Source organism: Bradyrhizobium arachidis (genome assembly GCF_015291705.1).
In the GTDB taxonomy this organism is placed as follows: Bacteria; Pseudomonadota; Alphaproteobacteria; order Rhizobiales; family Xanthobacteraceae; genus Bradyrhizobium; species Bradyrhizobium arachidis.
The window spans coordinates 1,936,647-1,955,771 of the sequence record NZ_CP030050.1 but is presented as its reverse complement, the minus strand read 5'-3'; the positions used below and the strand labels follow the sequence as shown (position 1 = coordinate 1,955,771).

Genomic DNA, 19,125 nt, shown 5'->3' with positions numbered 1-19,125 from the left:
TGAGCGCCGAGTCACGTCGCCGTTAACCTTTTTCGTCCCTGGCACCCTAGGGACAGCGTCGTCTTCGCAGGGTTGCCCACTAGTCCAGCTAGGCGCCCTGCGGTACTTCTCAAAAATACCACTTGGTAGCGCCGTGAGGGGCGTGCCCCTCACGGGAGCAAAGGTGGCCAGCTTTGGCTGATTACCGAGGCTTGCGGCATCTGTCAGGCACAGCGCTTTCACGGTTTCACTACCCGATGGCCGAGCCACCGGCTAGTTCTCGCTAGCATGCCGGCTAGCAGGAGCAGCATTATTTTTTTATGGCGCCAGTCGCGTCTGCGCTGCTCTCCGTGTTCTGCAACAGCTCTTTCCTGACACCCTCGTCGCTCTTGGCACCGCTCGGCAAATCGAAGTCTCTCAGCTGAGTGAGGATATGCCAGCCCGCGGCGTTCGAATGGTCCGGACAACGCCCAAGCCGAAACCTCTCAGCTAGCCTCAACCGCGCGCCGACTCCCAACTCGTTCGGGCTCAGACATCATGGGCAATGATACGCGTGGCCATCTGTTTGACTTGATAGTGGCCGATCCAATTCGCGACGTCTCACCGCTTGCCCTCGCACTATCCCTGCCGTTCCAAGTCAACACTGCGGGTTGTTTGGCCGCCCCTCTTGTGCAGTCGATGGCTGCTGCCAAAGGGGATTACACTTGCCGCACCGCGTTTGATTTGAACTGGTCGTTATTCTTGATAACCGACCGCCGCGCGTTCCTTGACCTTCAGCTAAGAGAGTTCGTCGTCGTGCCCTTAGGCGGACGAGAGAACCTAAAACTCCGTATCATGGCTGATGGCGCCCTCCGTAACGTCAACAAAGATGTTCTACCGGTAGACGAAATCTCAGAGTCCATGGAATGAACGAGATTAGGGTGGCCGAAACGCGCTGTCTGCGCTGATCCAGGGATAAAGACCACTACAACCTTGGCTGAACGGCTGTCGCTGCGATCGCGGTAGTTTGCGCTGGCGCATGTGATCGGAGCTGCAACTCCATTTCGTTGAATGGAGGACCATCGCCTCAGCCAGCATCTTTGCTCGCCTCGAGGCCGTTCGTACGAGTTGGACAGCGGAATCGAACCCGAGGCAGCAGTTCGGGTGAGCGCCGGTCATCCCCCGCAAAACCTAGGCCGCCGCGAATTGATAGACCGTCGACATACCAGCGCTTGTGCGGGCCCTCCCAGTAGCGTCCAGGAAAGCCGACACGGTGGCACGCATGGGATAATTCGATCCTAAAACCTTCTAATTTCGTGATGTTTTTAGGTAGGTTATAGCCAGTGGTTTGATGACCATCTAAATGGCTGCTTTCGCGCATGAGAGCTCGTGCGCTTGTGGCTTACAATGTGCGCCGGATCCGTGTCCAGCGCGGTATTCCGCAAGAGCAATTGGCTTACGATGCGGGAATTGATCGCTCCTACATGAGCGGACTTGAGCGCCAACAAGCGAACCCGACAATCGATCTTCTCGATCGCCTTGCCGAGACCCTCGGCGTAGCTGTCTCCGAGCTGTTTGTTCGGCCATCCAAGGGCGCGCCGCCACCTGCAACCTTACCTAAAGGTCGCAAGCCGAAACCGGCACGCGGCAAAAGGACTTAGCCCCAGACAAACACCAGCTGAGACGCAGATCGTGTCGCGGTACCGGCGCCGGTATGACGCTTCCACGAGGATTTCATGCGTTGCCGACCCATGATACGCAGCGATCCGGCTATGGGCATCGAATAATGTGATGGATGTTCATTTTGGTGCCGGAGGGGACAATGGCGGCTCAAGACGATGAAGTTCCATTAAATGCCATCCGCGCATTTGTGACGGTCGCCCGCGAAGGCAGCGTCACGCGCGCGGCGACCACTTTGGGAACAACGCAAAGTTCGGTCAGCCGGTATTTGGCTGTGCTGCGGGATTATCTGGGTGCTGATCTCATCGAGCGGCGTGGACGGCGCAGTGATTTGACCGAATTCGGGAGGCTGTTCGCAAACGCAGTGTCTGAACCGCTCGAAACTGTAAGCTTCACCGCGAAGAGAATGCGACGCCGTGCAGGCGTAGGAACGAATCGTATTGTGGTCCGCACGTCACTATCGACCTTTGCGTTCTCTCTTCTTATTCCAAATCTGCAGGCTTTCTCTTCTGAAGCGGGTGGCGTTATTGTGGACATCGTCAGCTCGCTGGCGCCGCCGACATCTTCGGATGATTTCGATATTTTGATTACACGGGATCTTTCCGTCATCGAATCCGCCGACAGTTGGGAAATCTACAAAGAGGAGCTGGTGTGCGTCGGCCCGCCAAATCTCGTCGGGGGTAAAGAGCTCTCGATTGTCCGCTCAACCCCTATACTGAACATCACATCCCGCCCCGACATCCTGCCGACATGGCTGAGGGCCATGAACCTGTCTTCCAGCGACATACGAGCGGGGGCGCGGTATGATCACAACTATCTTGCTTTGCCGGCGGTCATGACAGGAAAATGCCTTCTTGTCGCGCCGGAAATCATCGTCAGTGACCTCGTGCGAGGGGGCGCTTTGCAAATCGTCCCTGGCACCCGCGCTCCAAGTGGCATGCAATATCGCGCCTATGCCGTAGATCGCAGCGCGCACCCCGAGCTCGCACGTTCTTTTTGCCGATGGCTGGCTCGTCTCTGCAAAAAGGTCGCACCTGCGCAGGCCGCCTGAGGTCTAGCGGTGTCCTCAATTCGGCACAGCAGGAGATCAATGCTCAAGTCTAGGCGCTCAACTTAAGAAGACATTCAGCGCAGTCGTCAAAGCCTAACGGAGATGGCGCCGCTCTAGTGCAGAAATTGAACACGCCAACAATGAGAGATCGTAGCGCAAAGATTCTATCCTGGCCGCCATCGTGCCATGGCAGAAGAATTGGCAGGCAAATGGAGGGAGGCCGTTTATCGCGCCGCAACCCTTTACTTGTCATCCCTGCCCCTGCGTTTGGTGAGAAATGCTCGCCAGCGAAGGCGGATGAGACGCCGCCCCAGCTTAACTAGTCGGATGGTTCGGCTGCGCAAATCGTCTGTTTTCCAGGCGCGCTCGGCAATACGACGGCTTCCAAACAGGCCTTGCGCGATTTGGCGGTAGCTATTTCCTTCCTGCCATCCATCCACTGCGCGCAGCGCAAGAATTAGCCGATGCTGCTTCAAAGCAGGCAAAGCAAGAGGAGGCATTCCGAGCGCCCGACGCTCAAGGGCGAGCCAAAATCGACGTGCGGCCCCCAGGCGAAGCTCGAAATCGGCATCGAGCGGCAGATCAACGACGACAGCATATCCGCTTGCCGGAAGCTCTCTTAGCCAGAGGCGATGCTTCGTGCCCCCGAGCGGCACGATCGCATGCCAACCATCCGCCGCACGGCGAAGCTCGCTGCCCGGCAGATTGTCGAAATCGAGCTGATAGGTTTTGGGCGCAAGGCAGTTGGCCGCCCGCACAGAAAGTACGGTCGGCAGCACCTCGGGTGCCCAGAAGACTGCTTGCTTGTCGAAGGTCTTTTGCGGATCAGCAGGAAAACGAGAGTCCCCACTTGCGTCGGAACTCGCCCGCCGCTGCGCTTGAACGTTCGCGGCGAGATAGCCGCTTATAATCCTCTTGGTAGTCGCGATCCCGGCGCAGCCACTCCCAGGCCAGGTCGGCAGCATCCGCCTTCTTCAGGCCGCTGTACGCTTCCTCAGATCTCCAGTCAGTATTCGGCATCGCACCTTTCCCGCGCAATCTTTTGGCGCGGGGAATGCAGCCGATGATTGTGGCGCTTTCCGGCTGCTTGCTTACCGTGTGCACGCCTTGAACGCACTTAATCGATGGAATGATCAATTTTTACGATCACGACGCATTCTGGCGCGCCTGATATCCGCGCCGATCATTGTTTTGGCCAACCGCTACGTAGCAGGTCGCGATAGCCGTGGCCCGCTAGCCACTTGGCCCGAGTCAGATGACTATCGAATGTGCGTCGCGCTCGATCCGGCTCAACGGTGGGGTCAAGCCCAAGCACAATTCGCGCGATCTCGCGCCAATCTGCCTTGTCAGCGTCCGCATCAAGCAGTCGCATGTAGGCAACAGCGTGCTCCCTGTCATATGACGTGAGCTCGTCGACGCTGGGCGCCAATTCTGCGACCTTCGGCTCGGCTGGCACTGCCTGAAACTCCTACCCAGCTGAAAAATCTACCGAAATCAGAGCAACGATAACTAATCTGAGTTCGTTTTGGTACCCGTCCAATAGTCGCACGCCGAATTCCTTTTCGCGCTGAGATGGCAATCGCATATCGGCTCACACTGACCTGGTGGCTCCGTCCTGCGCTTTCCCTTTTTCATTGCCAGTCCATACTGCAAGCGATTGCAGATGTGCCCTGTAACTGGTCACCCTTGCTGTTCTGTTCCTGGCGGAAGGCATGGTGCTCCGCGGTGACGGCCAGGTCGTACTCGTGAAAGGCAATCACCAGAACCGGCCAACTGGAGAATATTCGTTTGCCTTTCGACCCGCAGGTGAACATTCGTCCTATCTAGTCGCGGCGCTCGGGAAAACGCCGCCGGCACCTCTGAGCGGACTTCTTTGCTGCTCATCGCAAGCTGTTGCCCCGCGAGAACACTTGTGATGGTCAATGAGATGACGGGCACGCGCTAGCTGCACCTGCATCTCACCGTTGGCTGATCCCTCGAAGCGAAGCAATTGGGGAGGACAGCCACTGCTGGCGCGAGCTTATCGTAATAGTCTGGCTATAACCAGTGGTTTGATAATCATCGGAATGGCTGCCTCTGCGCATGAACGCTCGTGCGCTTGTGGCCTGGAATGTGCGCCGGATCCGCGTAGAGCGCGGCATTCCGCAAGACCAATTGGCCTATGATGCCGGGATCGACCGCTCATACATGGGGCGCATTGAGCAGAAGAAAGAGAACCCGACGATTGATCTCCTGGAACGCATCGCCGCGACTTTGGGTATTCACTTGTCCGAATTATTCACACAGCCGGCTAAAGGTGCAATGCCGCCCAAGCCGATGTCCAGAGGGCGCAAGCCGGCACGGCTTGGCCGAAAAAGACGTAATTATTGAGAGAGCCATGTTTCGGCTAACGCTTGGGCGGAATCGAGCCGGAATGCCATGGCCCATGTGGGTTGTCCTGATCGCGGATCGACCGGCGCTGCATTAGTGCTGTTCGCCTTCAAACCATTACATCACACCCGAATCCGGTAGTGATCTCGCTTACGCCGTGAGAGCGGCCGGTTCCTTGCGCGTTGGTTCCTGGCCATCATTGCCCATGCCATCCCGGCGAATTTGTTGGCGAGCGCGATCGCGGCAACCTTGGTGGGACGCCGCGCTAACAAGGGTGGAAGCCAGCCGGTCCACCTGCTTCATGAATCTACAGCCGGCGCTTCCGATCTCGCTCGAGCCGATGTGGCACCGGCAGGCTTCCGCTTAGCGCTCCATCGGAGCGGCCTGTTCTAAGGCCGAGCATCTTCGAAATGAGGTTGCGCCGCTCGCCTAGACCTACCGACGACCGCTTGAACCCGATATTTTCGAAGAGCCTGTTTGGGGTCGACGGTGCGGTTCGGGTGATGGCAGCGTCGAAATCGGGAGTCCGCGAGGGTATGGAGGGACTTTGCTATCCTGCTGCGCAAGAGCATGAGAGCAGATCCGTTCTCCAGAGCTTCGGGCGGAGAATCAAGCCGGTGTCCGCCTCGAGGATGGGACCTTTGCGCTCGATGAAGATCGGGAAAGTGTGGCGCCCATGCAGTGGCGAAATTGAGGGGCTGCTGGAAAGGCTCGACTGACGGTTTGTTTATGGGACACGTAAGACGCAGGCACCATCTCGAGCGGGATAGTTTCAGCCGACGCAGGCGCTGTGAATCAAGTTCATCCAACGGTGGCGAGTATGCTCTGAATTGGGTGTGAGCTACGCCGGCCTGACTATCCCGATAAGATGAAGGGGATGCTGCTCGCCGAGCGAGAGCCAACGGATGGATCATCAAAATGCAGCGTCATCGGTTTGACCGGCGAGCAGAGACGATGCCTGAAGATTGATGCTATTGGGCCTGGAAGAAGCCTAGCAGGTGGCAGCTGCGCCCCTTAGCCGGTCCTCGCGCATAAGACCGGCCGCTCCGCTCGACATTGCAGGGCCGCAACTTAGTCTTGGGTCTGCAGACGTTGACGCGATCCGGGAGGTGCCGACAATGTCAGGCAGCCTTTGCCGCCCTTGATCTTGGCCTCTTCACGTGCGGTACGCGGGCGTCAATCGCAAGCTGGTCGATCATCCAGTGAGGGCTGCTGGATTTGCTAACAGGATACGGCTCCGTCGCGCGATTGTCCCAGATGACGACGTCGCCTGGTTTCCAGTGCCAGCACAGGGTGTTCCGGGGCGCAATAAGATAGGATTGCAGCCGTTCAAACAGTTTTTGGCTGGGATAGCGCTGCAGGCCGACGAAGTTGTTCACAGAACGACCGAGCGATAGCATGCGTTCACCGGTCTCGGGATGAACACGAACAATCGGATGTGTCGTTTCGTAGATCGTTCCAGTGGATACGCCCCACCAAGGCCGCTTGTTGGCTTCGGTGGCCCGCTCTGTCGCAGTGAGATCAGATGCGACGAAGCTCACAGCCCAGAGGTTATCTGCGAGCATCCGCAGGGGATGGGGAAGATCAAGATAAGCGGCCGCCCTGCTCGACCAAGCCATGTCGCCTCCAAAAGGCGGGACCGCTGCGAGCCGCAGCACCGAAATGGCGGTGCGGACCCGCTCATCGTTCATCTGGTTGAGATGACTGCAGGCGGGATCAGACAGCTCCTGCCGGATCGTTAAACCGCCCATTGTGTCCGCCATTGTGGGATTCGATATCAGCGAGCCGAGCCTGAGCACAAAACGCCGCTGTTGTGCATCGCCGAGATGTCCCTGGTCACGGAAGAAGATGACCTTATGCTCTAGCAGAAGCCGCTTGAATGCTAAGATGACATCGTCAGCCAAATCGTCCGACAGCGCAATGTTCTTGATTTCGGCACCAAGCCTCTCCGCGTGCTTGACGATGTCTGCTCGCGGAATGACATTTTCGACAGCCATTGTTTCACTCATGACGGTGCCTCTTTCTGTGGATGTCTAAACAGGCTCAGTGGTGGTCGGGTCTGGCGACAAACCCGGCAAAACCCTCTTGATGCTACACACCCAAATTGTCCGAGCGTGGGTCACGCGCCGCTCAATTAGGCGGCTGAATTCTGATACACACCACCAGCATCTAAGAATCCGACTCCCTTGCGTAGCGACATGCCTCGTGCCGTTCTCATCGAAGGACACTCGCATATGAGGCCAGCAGATCGATTTGCAGCCTGATCAACAGTGCAGATCATAGACGCAATCCATGTCCAGTCCATGAAACGAAACCAGCTTTCTTTTTGAGCTCGCGCGACGTTCGCGTCGCCTCAGAACTCATGCGTGGAAAATCCTCGAACAACGAGTGCGTCGTGCCTCCATCCTGCACGCCACATGCGCACGACAAAGATTGGAACTGGTTCGCGGCATGCACTCGCGAAGCCCATAGGACGCAAGCAAGATCTACCTGAAGATGTAACTCATATAGTTCACCACTTCAACGGGCTCACAATAATATTTTCGCGACTTGGAGTTGTTCAACGCGCGACGCGTTTCATCAGCTTGACAACCCACTGTCATGCACTAGCGGCAGAAGAGCAAAAGAAGGAGGCTGCAACTTCCGATGCAGCTTAACAACGGACTTAATCCCTCGATTTTCTCGAAATCTGCACGTGGCACGAATGCATTCCCCGCCCTGACCTGCCTTTGGTTCTGCCCGGAGACGTAGATATTCGTTACTGAGTGCAGGCCATTTGGCTTTGTAGCTCTCTCACAAACGATCACGCGGAACGCGTCGCCGCCACAACGAACGAGGAATCCACGCCGATGGCGTAGACGGAGGGCGATCTGATCTCTCATCAAGAAGATGCGGGAGAGTACTACCTTCTGCCCGAAGAGGCGATGTGATACCTCCCCGAGGAATGGAGAGATCATGTCCAGGCGATGGCGGATGATGGGCGCGTCATCCTCAAGTCCGTCGACCACGAGCTGTCACAGCTTATCAGGGTCTTGAACTCGTTTGCCGCCGTGGTGGCTTTGAAGCATGTGCAGAAGCGGCTATCTGCCTACAAATTCGAATTGAAAATGGAGGCTTTCCTCGAGCTTGAGATGCTTACGACAGTAGTCGTAGTCACCTACGTACGCTTGCAACAAGGCGGCAGCGGCTCTTCGCGCGACAGCATCCCGGAACAACTGCGCAGCATTCACGATCGGGTAGTCGGTTTGAGAAACAAGCGTTTCGCGCACAACGACGAACACGATACGGTTTCCAATGCGCTGGAGGTCTGGTTCGAGGACAATCGTTTTGAACTCAAATTTGGACTGTCGCTCGGATACGATATCGGAGGCGCCAAGGAGTGGCCGGACCTCGTGAGCGCCGTCGAGACCCTATATCTCGAGAGGATCGAGAAGCTACTCGCGCGAATGAAGCAGAAGACCAGCCACGAATGGGCCCTCCAAAGCGGTCCGGCGCCTGAGGAGTGACCAAATATCCGCGGGGTGGCGTACGTAAAGACGAACCCCCGTCATTGATCGGGTAAGGAGGCAGCCTAACTAGACACGTTCCCTCGGTAAACGCAGGGTCATATCAATAGTTGTCAAGCCGCTTGTCCGCATTCAGTTTGTCAAGGGACGACCCGAAGACGGCGGGGCGCGTCATCGTAACTCCTCCGAAGCTCGCCGTGACCTGACCCGATGCCAGTTGTCCGCTCGGGTCCATTGCGGCGGCGACAAAGTAGGTTCGCTTGTTTTTCTCGGAGAGCCACGTCTGCTCGACGACACCCGTGGTCCAGACTTCGATCTCCGGCCCGTACGAGCGATAGGTACAAGAGCAGTCGGCATCCGTCATCGTGGCCGTCGCGGACATCCTGAACTTGCCGACGTCGAGGCCCATCGTCGTGAAGAACCGGGCGAGGCGGTACGCGAGAGCCAGGTTGCCGTCGCCATCGAACTTCAATGTCGTCACCGAGTCGTCACGGCCATCGGGCTTTCCGTCGACTATGTGCAGCGGGCCGGCCCAGATCATCTGATCTGTCTTGTGGGTCTTTCGATCGAACCAAGCCTGCGCGACCGGCCAAGAAGCGTCCACGAAGACGCCGGCAACCCGCTTGCCGACGGTCGAAGCGGCGCCCGCCAGCAAGCCGCCGATCATGGGCTTGGAGAGCTTGCCTCGCTCTTCCGGTACGAAATCTTCGACCCGGGCGCCAACGCTCGAAAGCTTTTGCTCAACGGCAGCGCGACCGCCGGCGAAGAAACCTTCGCTCACGGGGATCGCAGTGACCGCCAGCAGGCCTAAAAGGGCAACGGCGGCGGTCGCTCGCCAACGGCTGTGCCTCGGAGCCGGCTGCTCAAATACCCGCGAAGCTTCGGCCAAGTGGAGAGCGGATGAAGTCATCTCTAAGTCCAAGGTTGCGTCGAACCGGGAATACTCGGCGGAGCGGCACGACCGAGCGCCGCCCCAAAACAATCGCATGGGCTATCGAGCCGAGGGACACGCTCCCTCGGCCCGGCCGTGTTCAACAGTCGGCCTTAACCTCAGTGAACATGTTCACCTCCTCTATCGAATTGGGCGTCGCGTCCAGAAGACATTGGGCCGGGCCAGACGGCGGTCAATCCTTCTCACTGGATGGATTTTTTGATGGGCGCGGAACTGTCCCCTCTTGAAATTGGTCAGTCACCCACTAACGTCCGGGTCGCGAAGGCGACCTTCTGCGGCGGCCGCTAGCGACAACGTAGCGAAGCGACGTCGACGAACGCGGAAGAGCATCCGTAGCTCCGACCTAGGAGAGCATCGGCGTACTCGCAACTTGCTGAAAAGTCCGAGCGGCTTCGACCAGGATCGCCGCTCGATCTGACGACCGCATCGAAAAGAAGGTTCGACGCGTGGCCTCCTGCGGCTCGCCGCCGACACCATCGGCTGGTTCAAGGCGATCGGCTCGTTCTACGATGTTCTCAAACACCGCTCCTACGCGTCCGGATCTCCGCCAGCGCTCGATTTCACGGACGCAGTCGTCGGCATGATCGACGAGCGCACAAAGGATCTGCCGGCCGAGCGCCCCCGGCGAGCGCAGGAAAGGATTCGAAGCACTATTCTCGAACGGCACGGTTTCGAAAGAGCGTACCTCACCGCGTTCACTCGCTTCTCGTAGCGGCCCGGGCGCGGTTGACCTATTCTGTGTAGAACCTTGCGCGGAATCGGCGGTGCAGCAGTCAGCTCATCGCATGTGGTGTCGGTCACGGTCCGTGGGGGCCGTCGAATCATCCTATTCTGGAAGAACAGGCTCTTCACCGAAGGGACGATTGATCACTGCGAGCACTTCAGGAGCGGAGTAAACTCGGTTGCGTGCGTATCCGGTCCGCTCGTGCAGAATGCCGGCTTCCTCCAACTGCGCAATGCCCTGATTAATCTGTGCGGGGGTGACATCGAGTAGGTCGCCAAGCCGCTTTGCCGTCACCACCGGATAATTGTGAAGTTTGTCGAGCGCTCTCATGGCCGCAGATCCCCTTCGGAATTTTCGGCGGCCCCTCCATCGCTCGGATAGTTCCGACAGCGCTGTGCGCGTCCGGATGAGCTCTTCGACGGTACCGGTCACGGCGTCGGCCATGAAGGTGACGACGGGCTCCCATTCGAGCCGTTGTTGTGCATCCTTGAGCGAGGCGTAGTACGTGCCCTTTTTGCTTTCGATGTAAGGTGAAAGGTACAGGGGCACATGCTTCTCCGCAGCCATCATGAGCGGAAGCAGAAGGCGACCGACACGACCGTTGCCGTCCCGGAAGGGGTGCACCGCCTCAAAATGAGCGTGAGCAATCGCCATGCGCGTAATGAACCCTTGCGTCATCTGCTGCAGCCCCTCATTCCGGAGGTAGTCGACCGTTTGCGCGAGGCAGTCAGGAACATCGGCAGGAGACGGAGGATTCCAACTTCAATATGCGATGTCTTTACTCCCGCCGACCCACACGACCCGCGCTTGAAGGTCGCCGGGAACGTCCTGTAATCCGGATCGTCCTTCATCACGGCCCGATGGAGATCCCTGATCAGGTCCATCGTGAATACGCCGTAGCCTTCCTTGGCGGCTCTCGGGATGAATCGGTCCAAGGCGACAGCGTAGTTGCGGACTTGGCGCGTTTCGTCCCGGGCACCATTGTCGCCGGTCTCCTCGACGGAAAGCAATTCGTCGAGAGTGGTCTGAGTGCCTTCGATCGACGAGGAACTGACCGCCTCGCGTCTGGTCAGGACCCGGCTACGATGTAGGGGTCCTTCATTTGGGCCGCGATGGCGTCGACCTTGCCGAAGGCCGCCTGAGCGGCTTCGAGGGCCTTCGTCGCTCCGGGAGCGAACACGCCGTCTTCTGGTGGAGCCGGAGGCACGATCCCGTAATGGGAATCGTAGGGCGGCGGCAGCCGCTTCAGGGTCTCTCGGATCGTATGGCTGAGATCGCCGCGCTTCATGGGAACCCAAACTGATCGCGGGAACGCTTATTTTCAGAAGTGGCGGTGTCCACTCGACCTTGCGTTCTATTTTCCAATCGAGAGACGGTCTTGCCTTAGTTTGGATTATTATCGCTTGGCGGTGTCCAAATACCGTAAGGAACTCAAGAATAAACCTATTGTTGACATACGATTCAAGATTATCTCCAGTAGACAACCAGAGAGAGTATGCCGCTTAGGCCGGTGACATCATGTCCCACTTCTTCCATGAAATCGCGACCCCCCGCGTGAGCTTCAATGAAGGCTTCAAGGCCTTTTTTGGCTTCGCCGTGCTCGCTATTGTCTTGGTTGGTGCAATCATAGGCTTCATTAGCGAATCGAGGCTATCATTCGGTCTCGGTGTCATCAGCGGCGTAGTTGGCGGGGCTACCGGTTTTGTCGTGGCAAACTTTCTCGTGGGTCGTTCCAAGAGATGAGGATAGCGTCTTTGTCTTTATAGGCGCCGTTCTCATTCTGTATGTAATTTTCGCTTACCTCTTAGATCTTCTCAGAAAACCTCAAACTACCGACGCGAATAAAGCGATCTTTGATCGCTGTTTCAACGCCGGTACGTTCGCAAGCTCCTTGATCCTGCTAATTGGCGTCTTCGTCCCGGACACCCTCAAGGCGATCGGAAATTTAAAGCCATTTCTGTTGTTCGCCGGAGTAGCTGGCGGAGCCTATAGTTTTAGGGCTCTTCTCCTTGGATAAGAGCGCCCGTCAGTTGGCGGCCTCGACCGCAGCTCGCTTCTTATAAGGCCCGCGCTTCTTCGGCGGGTCTTCGCGCTGATCGATTAGCATCACGATGTCGTTCATTTTCAGCGGAGAGGAGACAAGGCCGGCGGCTATCGCGGGCGTCATCCGAAGCGTCTTATGCTGCTTGATGAAGTTGTACCAGACGAAATAGAGCGAGAGTGTGTGATAGCGGTTCTCCACTTTCCTTTGAGAAGGCATTGGTGAGCCGAGTAAAGCGGCGCATCGACATGCGCATGGTGAGATTCTGGCGCTCCACGTAGGACGTCGAAATGTGCGCGACGTCAGGCGAACCAAGGATCAGGTCCTTATCGATGCCGATCAGCTTTGCGGGGCTGTAACGCTTCTGCGGTTGCGGGTCGCTGTAGGATACCACGGCCCCAGCCGCATCGGCGGCCTAGTCAAGTCGGCCAAATTTCAAACTCAGGCACGACCCGAGAGACGGCTTCCGAAAGACCCGCGAGCTGGCGCACGCCGACCTCAAAGCAGACGGAAAGATGGTCGGCGCCGGCGGCAGGGACACACCCAACGCACGCCAGACAGGCGCGGCGGACCCGATGCCGGCCGAATATTAGGATGCCGTCCTCAAGGACGCCGGCGCCGACGCTGACAGACCGGTCTCCCTATCCAGCTATGGAGGCTTTCGGAGATCGACCAGCACGTGCTGCGGGTCTCCTGCAGTCGATGCGGCCGCATCGTCGAAATCCAGAAAACCGATGCCTACCGGCTATACGGTCCGGATGCGGGTGGAATGACGTCGAGCAACGGCTTCTCGACGCCACCGCCACCCGTCAGTGGCGGCGACCGAGCGACTATTGGCGCGGGTCGAACGGCGCCGCATTCAAGCGAGCGCATGATCCAGCCTGATCCACGCTCCCTCGTCCCTTCCATTTACGTAAGCACTCGCGGCTTTTGCTTCATCGTGTTCGAAGGCCACTCAGCGCCGTTCGACTGGGGAATCCGCGAGACCCGCGGCCCTCAAAAATGCAAGGTGTGTTTACCGCCGCATTGCGCAGCTCTTAGATCAATGCGCCCGACGTGCTCGTCATCCAGGATACCTCCGAACGGGAAGCACGCTCTGGCCGAAATGATTGCGAAATATAGCGCCGCCGCCACGCAAACTGTGGATGAGCGAAGATCATCGAATGGGGTTCTTCGATGCCGCGCGGCACCGGCGCTGACATACTTTCGACGAAAGCGGCTAGACGAGTGCACGAGATTGGCGCTGCAGCAGTGCTGCTTCCGTCAATGTCGTGGCGGCCCGAGAGGTCCTTCAATGGTTATTGCTCGCTCAGGCATCCTGCCCTGCAAGACGAAAAACGTGGGTAGGGTTCGGTTCAGTATATGAAGCGCATAGCCCAACGGAACGTTTGCCTCATGCGCGGCGTGCTTCACCTGATCTAGCGGCACAAGGGAAGACGCCGGTGGTTCGGCTGCCCTGACTTCAAATCTTAGCTTTTGAATTTCAAGCTCCCTCTTTAAGCTTTCCAGGTCGAGAAGACTGCGCTCCTTTTCTATCTTTTGGGTTTCCTGGCCGACCTTCTTGGTTTCGGCCACGGTGCGACGCCAGTTCAGAACAGTCTCAATCGCGCCCGCGGCCGCAAGTATGCCGCCACCCGCATAGACGGGGAGAAGAACCGGCGCGGAAATGATGCCTGCACCGCAGGCCGCCACAACCATTAATCCAAAACCCAACAGACCCGGTCCAGCAAGTGCGAACGAAACGGATCCCGCACTGACCTGGGCATGAGGCATCGCTGTTGACACCCCAAATGGCCGATTAGCAGCCATGAGGACAATCATCAATTGGCTCAAAGCAACTGCATCGGCAGCGAGTTCGCCAAGAGGTATCCCATTATCATCAGGGGGCGACGGCGAAGAAAACCGTACGTTGAACGCTGTGGCAACTCCTTCGGATACGGCATGGCCGGCTTTCAAGTCTCCTTGATTCACCAGAGCAGCGACGTCATCATCGGACGGGTCTATCCATCTGAGGATCAAGGGAGCGAGATTGCTACGATTGTTTTGCACCCATGCTTCACCTTCCGGAACGCTTCCATACCCATCCTTCTTAAGGACCGATGGCCGCGTATCGGACACACCCGCGGCACGCATGAGTTCCTGCTTCTCGAGTTCAGGAAGTTGGCTGAACAGGCGATAGAGCGTGGTTTCGTCGGCCATGCTACCCCTCCCTTGGATCCCTGATCTGTTCAGTTGGGACTTAGGCGTAAAGAGAGTCAGAAACTACTCGTCGGCGTCCCCAGGATGGTTATTATCAAACGAATGAGTTCGGAAATGGCGCCTTTCCCTAATCAGGATCTGGCGTGCAGTGCCGACTCCAAAGCGCTTGTCCCGTGTGCAGCGACTGGCCGCTTCCGGCGATTGTCGGGAATGCGCAGACCATCCTCTCGCTTCCGGTGTTCGCTGCGATGGCCGACGCGATCTTCACGTGCAAAACGGGCGCTCTTAGCGAGCGAACCAAATTGCTCGCTTACAACTCCCTTCTTCTTCGTGATCACATAGCCGCCTCTTGTCATGCTGAATGGCTTTCGGAGCAGCCCAAGATGGTCAAATTTGGTGCCGGGCGGGTGCTTGAACGGCTCAAACCAGGCCGGATGTACGAAGTTCGACATCGGAATGCCGTCGACCAGAAAAGTATCTTCCTCGACTGGGTCGCTCATTTCATAAGCGTACTCGGTGCCGTCTGCCGCTTCCGCCCAAAGGTTTGCGAGCGGGTCGATCACCATTTCAAACAGTTCGTGCGACGCAGTGACGCTGACCAATTGGTGGTCCGCCAACGTGGTTCTGACGAACACTTTGGAAACGGGCTGTCCGCCTTTTGTGAGGTCGTGATAGCCGAGCGCACCAGCCGCGTCGGCATCGTTGAAATAAACGAATTGCCAATCAGAGGGCTTCGCAGCGTCGGTATTGTATAGCTTAACGGGGTAGCCCCACACTGGGAGAAAGTAGGTGTCATAGCACTTCTGAAGCGCTCGCGTCAGCTTTTCAAAAGGTACACCCAGATCGACGGTTGCCTTATTGATACAGGCAATGGTGACCTGGCCGCCCTGTCCAGCCTGAGCTGCACGAATCACTTTCATGATTGTCCTCCCTAAGCCGCGCCCCAGTCAGCCTGGCGCTCTCACCACATCCTACCGCTTTCCTGATGCCGTAGAGTGAACTGGATCACAGGTTAAGATGATAAACGCGGGTGAGTGAGCGGACCGGCGATCATGGGACCCGAGCCCGTAATCCACCCGAATGGCTCCTCCACAGTCGGGAAAGTCTCGCACTTCATGAAGCGTCGATAGGTGCAATGATTTGCACTGCTTGTGCGATCTCAGGAAGGTTACTCAACGCATCTGACTTCGCCGCGACACGCGTTGTCGCGTTCGTCGCCAAACCTCTCGCAGATGAACGAGCGTCACGAACGAACGTAAATAAATGAGCGGGGAATTTAGTCCCCGCTGAGGGCTGGAGCCCGTATTCAGAAATGAGCAGCTCCAATTTCATTCCAAATGCGGCTGATTCTGAATCTTCATGATGGCTCGGTGCTTTCTCGCAGCGTCAATCACCTGGGCAAGATCAAGGTTTTGAACGATCAACACCCCCGTAGCCGCCGGCAAAGTAGTTACCGGTCCGATCGGCCCTTTGGGGCCTTGAGGACCAGTGGCTTCCCCGTGTCCTCCTCCACAGCTCAAGCTCCCATGTCCTCCGTCCCCACCTTGCTAACCCAGCCCTCCGTCTCCGACGGCCCCGTTAGCGCCTGCGGGAGCGGAGAAGGAATACGCGCTCATGGGCAACGGGTTCTTTCCAACATTGATTAATTCTAGCGTTCTTCCGTGCCACCCGCGCCTCCTGCACCACCCGGGGCGCCCTGGATTCCTCTTATTCCGTCAACGCTGTTACCTTCGCTTTGCGTGTACAGTGCCGCCCAACGTGTCCAGATGCTCGGGGAGGACGATAGGTGGTCCGGAAGTCGCACCCTTAAACTTAGTCGCGGCGCGGCGGACCGCGGCCTTCCTGTGAACTAGCTCACAACCATTCAGCGAATTGGCTGTTATGTTACCGTAATTGCATTACGCCGCTCTCCTGAGCGTCGGGGGTCATTCCTGGACTGGATTCGCATACGAATGCCTTCGAGAGGCGACACGACCTATTTGCCGGCACAGCAGGGAATTGGGAGCCATTTGTGATTGGAAATGCGCCGTCGCTAAGCAGATTTGTGGTTCGGATGGGAAGTCTAGGCTGGATGGTTTACGATCGAGAGCGCAAGGGGCCTGCGCTGATTGGAAGCGAGTGGGCAGCCAATTTGACGAAGGAGCAGGCAGAACGTGCGCTCCACATCCTCTCCCTTTCAGCAGGAAAACAAACGGGCTAACCTCTGCCCAGACAGGCGTCTTGCAATCATAGCCCTGCGACAGGCCCGATCGCCTCCGTCTTCTGCGGAGCCGATGGGGCCAACTGGAGCGGCCCACCAGCCTCCGCGAAGGTCCGGTCCTACCCGCTCAGCTCGGGCAAGCTGCAGTTGAACTGACCTTGTCGGCTCGCCCACGCCTTTTTGTTTGGTTTCCAACCTGGTGAGTGGACGGCCAAAATGTATGGCATACCTTTTCGTCGCAAGCGTGCATACCTATCGCGTCGAGATTAAGCCGCTTGCTGTCGCAACTATCCAACGATTGCCCCATCGCACGATCGAGTCGACCCGCCCGATGCCGGGGATCACGTCGCCCCGTGCAGCCATTCGAATCCCATCGGGTCCTTCAAGCACCGCCGTTCCGCCGCGAACGTCGAGGACTGCCCAGCCGACCACAGTCGTCGGCGGTGTCTCGGGGACCGACACAAGCGGCGTCGTAGGCCGGACCGCCCCCGTCACAGACATGTCCGGCTCGACAGCATCCCCCAATTGAGCCCCACTCGACGCTTTAGTCAGAGACTTCGGAGCAAGGTTCGCGGTGACTGTGGCGGGCTGACTTAGACGAGGCGGTGTTCGCCAGCTTGATTCTGATGCTAGCTTTCGGGCGCTTTCGACCTTACCGCTCAGTTTTGTGTCCGGCATGCGGCGCGAAGCCGTTTCTATCTGAGCAATTCGATAGACAGCTGAGACAGCTGCTGGGGCATACCAAGCACCAGCCCAACCAAATCCAAAGCCTCCAACCAATGCGACCGCGACGACCCAAATAGCGGATTTTGAATGGCCGCTTGGCGCTAACAGCGCCTGGATCTCATCACGATTGGAGGTCGAGAAATCCAGTTGGTCGAGCGTGACGGGCCACGCGACCTCGCCATGTCCGCGATCGGCGACCGCCTCAATCCTTTCCAAGGTATTCGCATGGCGAAATTGCATGCTCGGGTCCCTTGTGGTCCCCAATGATCATGCCGGGAACTAAACCAACTCTTAACAGCCGTGCCCCGCAGCACGAATAAGTCAGCGACAGGTCGCGCAAGAAACCAAAAATGAGATCTCTGGCGACCGGCAGCAGCTCGTCTCCACGACCGTTTGCGGCCTTGTGCGGCTGGCACGGCGCTGTATTCGGACCGCGATCTCGGTACGAGCACCGCTCTGATGTCGGCGAGCCTCATCGCCGAGCACATGCCGCCCGCCCACGTTCTCCGTGTCGAGCCAAGATCAATTCGATGTTGCGCCACTTCTAGCGGCCGCGCAGGCCAAGGATACGCTGACTGGGTCCGAAGCTCCGACTAGGCCGATCGACGTGCTTATGCTCATTACAGAGCCCGCAACGAGGCGCCGAGCCGGACGGCAACTTGGCTGGGCGTATTTTTGATGATGCTGGGAATGCTATCTTAAGCTCGAGCCGCTCGCTTCGGCACGCGTTCAGATTGCACCCTGTGGCGCACTGCACCGGGCCTGTATTACCGCAGGCGCCGTCGGGATCGAAGAGCCCGGACGCCGGTCTAGCCGAATTGCCATGCGTACAAACGTTCCTCGCGCCAGCGCTTGCTTTAGCACTGCCTTAAACGAACCTATCGACTACGATGCCGGCCCCCCCTAGAGGATGGGACTTCCATTATGCGGTACAAAGTGTTCGTGGTGGACAGCAACAGGCACGTGATTTGCGCTGCAAAGCTCGACTGCATCGACGAGCAGGCGGCGGGCGTCGAGCCGAACAAATCTATAGCGAGCACGACGTTGAGCTTTGGGACGGCGATCGGCTCGTCGCCGTGTTTCGAGGTGCAGCGTCGAATATCCAGGCGATGGGCTAACACCGTGAGAGTAGCCTCCCACAGGTCAGCGTCAGCCACTCGCGATCGCGGTTAATGGTCGTCTTGGTCTAACTCTCGCAACAGTCGACGAAGGAAGTCGCTGGCGTGGTTGTATTGTGCGGCGCCGTCCAAGATCTGGTGAGCGAGTGGTGACATTATGTTGCCAATAGCGTCCGAGCCAATCAGCTCGGTCCGAGATGACCACAACTCCAACAGCCCGTCGGGGATGTGTTCGCTCGATCCGAATAGCTTGAGGAGCCGGCCCTCGGCGATACCGTTGTGATCATGGTGGGCCTTGGCCGCATAAAAGGCGAACAAGCCTCGAAAGGCGTCACGGGAAACGGCAGGCTTAGCCATCGCGTGTCCCCACAGAAGTTCAAATGAATTTGCGAAATCCGGAACTGAACGAGCCTATTCCCTCGAATCCTCACATGAAGAAGATTCTACAGCAGACCGGGAAAAAGCGGCAAGCCCTTTTATTTACGTTAGATGTGCCCAACTGCCTGGGCGTGTCCAAACCCGTCTTTTATGAACTCTCTTCTAGGTTGCGTTATCCCCTGATTCGAGGTCCGTCGCCCTGGGTCCGGGTGAGAGCGATAA

At 57.8% G+C, this 19,125-nt stretch carries 18 protein-coding genes and 2 pseudogenes; 6 read left to right on the top strand and 14 right to left on the bottom strand.

Features of this window, described 5'->3' with window-relative positions:
• The first annotated feature begins 516 nt into the window (after positions 1–516).
• The 3 genes from WN72_RS09340 to WN72_RS09330 all read left to right on the top strand — a co-directional run bounded on the left by WN72_RS09340 (position 517) and on the right by WN72_RS09330 (position 2,689).
• Entirely contained in the window at positions 517–888 is a 372-nt protein-coding gene (locus WN72_RS09340) for a hypothetical protein (RefSeq protein WP_092218209.1), read from the top strand.
• 449 nt (positions 889–1,337) lie between these two features.
• Positions 1,338–1,619 carry a helix-turn-helix domain-containing protein gene (locus WN72_RS09335; protein ID WP_035730210.1) on the top strand — a complete coding sequence of 94 codons (282 nt, stop codon included), beginning with the start codon at positions 1,338–1,340 and terminating at the stop codon, positions 1,617–1,619.
• A 161-nt stretch (positions 1,620–1,780) separates the two neighbouring features.
• Complete coding sequence (locus WN72_RS09330) at positions 1,781–2,689, top strand: LysR family transcriptional regulator (protein ID WP_167381038.1); 909 nt, start codon at positions 1,781–1,783, stop codon at positions 2,687–2,689.
• Positions 2,690–2,931: 242 nt separating this feature from the next.
• Here WN72_RS09330 and WN72_RS09325 read toward each other — a convergent pair whose 3' ends face one another.
• The 4 genes from WN72_RS09325 to WN72_RS09315 all read right to left on the bottom strand — a co-directional run bounded on the left by WN72_RS09325 (position 2,932) and on the right by WN72_RS09315 (position 4,503).
• Positions 2,932–3,468: a DUF2285 domain-containing protein gene (locus WN72_RS09325; protein WP_092218207.1), complete on the bottom strand. Its 537-nt coding sequence runs from the start codon at positions 3,466–3,468 to the stop codon at positions 2,932–2,934.
• Positions 3,469–3,514: 46 nt separating this feature from the next.
• Positions 3,515–3,709: a transcriptional regulator domain-containing protein gene (locus WN72_RS46730; RefSeq protein WP_092218206.1), complete on the bottom strand. Its 195-nt coding sequence runs from the start codon at positions 3,707–3,709 to the stop codon at positions 3,515–3,517.
• Positions 3,710–3,872: 163 nt separating this feature from the next.
• A complete protein-coding gene (locus WN72_RS09320) occupies positions 3,873–4,061 on the bottom strand; it encodes a DNA -binding domain-containing protein (protein WP_430644634.1) in 189 nt (62 codons plus the stop codon).
• Between the two features lie 259 nt (positions 4,062–4,320).
• Positions 4,321–4,503, bottom strand: a complete 183-nt coding sequence (locus tag WN72_RS09315; protein WP_092218204.1) for a hypothetical protein — start codon at positions 4,501–4,503, stop codon at positions 4,321–4,323.
• A gap of 268 nt (positions 4,504–4,771) precedes the next feature.
• Here WN72_RS09315 and WN72_RS09310 point away from each other — a divergent pair, with 268 nt between their 5' ends.
• Positions 4,772–5,059: a helix-turn-helix domain-containing protein gene (locus WN72_RS09310; protein ID WP_092218203.1), complete on the top strand. Its 288-nt coding sequence runs from the start codon at positions 4,772–4,774 to the stop codon at positions 5,057–5,059.
• Positions 5,060–6,180: 1,121 nt separating this feature from the next.
• Here WN72_RS09310 and WN72_RS09305 read toward each other — a convergent pair.
• Entirely contained in the window at positions 6,181–7,068 is an 888-nt protein-coding gene (locus tag WN72_RS09305) for a TauD/TfdA dioxygenase family protein (RefSeq protein ID WP_092218201.1), read from the bottom strand.
• 957 nt (positions 7,069–8,025) lie between these two features.
• Between WN72_RS09305 and WN72_RS09300 the strand changes: the two genes are divergently transcribed.
• Positions 8,026–8,565 (top strand): hypothetical protein, encoded by a 540-nt coding sequence (locus WN72_RS09300; protein WP_092218200.1) that lies wholly within the window; start codon positions 8,026–8,028, stop codon positions 8,563–8,565.
• Positions 8,566–8,668: 103 nt separating this feature from the next.
• Here the strand turns inward: WN72_RS09300 and WN72_RS09295 are convergent, their stop codons facing one another.
• The 4 genes and pseudogenes from WN72_RS09295 to WN72_RS46715 all read right to left on the bottom strand — a co-directional run bounded on the left by WN72_RS09295 (position 8,669) and on the right by WN72_RS46715 (position 11,529).
• On the bottom strand, positions 8,669–9,346 hold the full coding sequence (locus tag WN72_RS09295) for a hypothetical protein (RefSeq protein ID WP_143130748.1): 678 nt from the start codon (positions 9,344–9,346) through the stop codon (positions 8,669–8,671).
• A 997-nt stretch (positions 9,347–10,343) separates the two neighbouring features.
• Positions 10,344–10,934 (bottom strand): annotated as a pseudogene (locus tag WN72_RS46725) (Fic family protein); the annotation flags it as partial.
• Positions 10,916–11,281: a Fic/DOC family N-terminal domain-containing protein gene (locus WN72_RS46720; RefSeq protein WP_244553887.1), complete on the bottom strand. Its 366-nt coding sequence runs from the start codon at positions 11,279–11,281 to the stop codon at positions 10,916–10,918. The gene WN72_RS46720 and the pseudogene WN72_RS46725, both read right to left, overlap by 19 nt.
• 29 nt (positions 11,282–11,310) lie before the next feature.
• Entirely contained in the window at positions 11,311–11,529 is a 219-nt protein-coding gene (locus WN72_RS46715) for a hypothetical protein (RefSeq protein WP_244553889.1), read from the bottom strand.
• Positions 11,530–11,759: 230 nt separating this feature from the next.
• On the opposite strand from WN72_RS46715, the gene WN72_RS09285 reads away from it, so the two are divergent.
• Positions 11,760–11,984 carry a hypothetical protein gene (locus WN72_RS09285; protein ID WP_027564838.1) on the top strand — a complete coding sequence of 75 codons (225 nt, stop codon included), beginning with the start codon at positions 11,760–11,762 and terminating at the stop codon, positions 11,982–11,984.
• Positions 11,985–12,267: 283 nt separating this feature from the next.
• Here the strand turns inward: WN72_RS09285 and WN72_RS47755 are convergent.
• From WN72_RS47755 to WN72_RS09260, 5 genes and pseudogenes are all read right to left on the bottom strand, one after another.
• Positions 12,268–12,661, bottom strand: a pseudogene (locus WN72_RS47755) (IS1 family transposase); the annotation flags it as partial.
• A gap of 884 nt (positions 12,662–13,545) precedes the next feature.
• Positions 13,546–14,481, bottom strand: a complete 936-nt coding sequence (locus WN72_RS09275; RefSeq protein ID WP_143130747.1) for a hypothetical protein — start codon at positions 14,479–14,481, stop codon at positions 13,546–13,548.
• Positions 14,482–14,612: 131 nt separating this feature from the next.
• Positions 14,613–15,401 carry a hypothetical protein gene (locus WN72_RS09270; RefSeq protein WP_092218195.1) on the bottom strand — a complete coding sequence of 263 codons (789 nt, stop codon included), beginning with the start codon at positions 15,399–15,401 and terminating at the stop codon, positions 14,613–14,615.
• 1,532 nt (positions 15,402–16,933) lie between these two features.
• Positions 16,934–17,647, bottom strand: coding sequence for a hypothetical protein (locus tag WN72_RS09265; protein ID WP_143130746.1), 714 nt, complete (start codon positions 17,645–17,647; stop codon positions 16,934–16,936).
• A gap of 929 nt (positions 17,648–18,576) precedes the next feature.
• Positions 18,577–18,882: a hypothetical protein gene (locus WN72_RS09260; protein WP_027564842.1), complete on the bottom strand. Its 306-nt coding sequence runs from the start codon at positions 18,880–18,882 to the stop codon at positions 18,577–18,579.
• Positions 18,883–19,125: the final 243 nt, after the last annotated feature.

Bases quoted from the DNA above. Each gene is read 5' to 3' on its own strand.
- WN72_RS09340 (WP_092218209.1), top strand. From the start codon at position 517: ATGGGCAATGATACGCGTGGCCATCTGTTTGACTTGATAGTGGCCGAT.
- WN72_RS09335 (WP_035730210.1), top strand. From the start codon at position 1,338: ATGAGAGCTCGTGCGCTTGTGGCTTACAATGTGCGCCGGATCCGTGTC.
- WN72_RS09330 (WP_167381038.1), top strand. From the start codon at position 1,781: ATGGCGGCTCAAGACGATGAAGTTCCATTAAATGCCATCCGCGCATTT.
- WN72_RS46730 (WP_092218206.1), bottom strand. From the start codon at position 3,709: ATGCCGAATACTGACTGGAGATCTGAGGAAGCGTACAGCGGCCTGAAG.
- WN72_RS09320 (WP_430644634.1), bottom strand. From the start codon at position 4,061: ATGCGACTGCTTGATGCGGACGCTGACAAGGCAGATTGGCGCGAGATC.
- WN72_RS09315 (WP_092218204.1), bottom strand. From the start codon at position 4,503: ATGTTCACCTGCGGGTCGAAAGGCAAACGAATATTCTCCAGTTGGCCG.
- WN72_RS09310 (WP_092218203.1), top strand. From the start codon at position 4,772: ATGAACGCTCGTGCGCTTGTGGCCTGGAATGTGCGCCGGATCCGCGTA.
- WN72_RS09305 (WP_092218201.1), bottom strand. From the start codon at position 7,068: ATGAGTGAAACAATGGCTGTCGAAAATGTCATTCCGCGAGCAGACATC.
- WN72_RS09300 (WP_092218200.1), top strand. From the start codon at position 8,026: ATGGCGGATGATGGGCGCGTCATCCTCAAGTCCGTCGACCACGAGCTG.
- WN72_RS46715 (WP_244553889.1), bottom strand. From the start codon at position 11,529: ATGAAGCGCGGCGATCTCAGCCATACGATCCGAGAGACCCTGAAGCGG.
- WN72_RS09285 (WP_027564838.1), top strand. From the start codon at position 11,760: ATGTCCCACTTCTTCCATGAAATCGCGACCCCCCGCGTGAGCTTCAAT.
- WN72_RS09275 (WP_143130747.1), bottom strand. From the start codon at position 14,481: ATGGCCGACGAAACCACGCTCTATCGCCTGTTCAGCCAACTTCCTGAA.
- WN72_RS09270 (WP_092218195.1), bottom strand. From the start codon at position 15,401: ATGAAAGTGATTCGTGCAGCTCAGGCTGGACAGGGCGGCCAGGTCACC.
- WN72_RS09265 (WP_143130746.1), bottom strand. From the start codon at position 17,647: ATGCAATTTCGCCATGCGAATACCTTGGAAAGGATTGAGGCGGTCGCC.
- WN72_RS09260 (WP_027564842.1), bottom strand. From the start codon at position 18,882: ATGGCTAAGCCTGCCGTTTCCCGTGACGCCTTTCGAGGCTTGTTCGCC.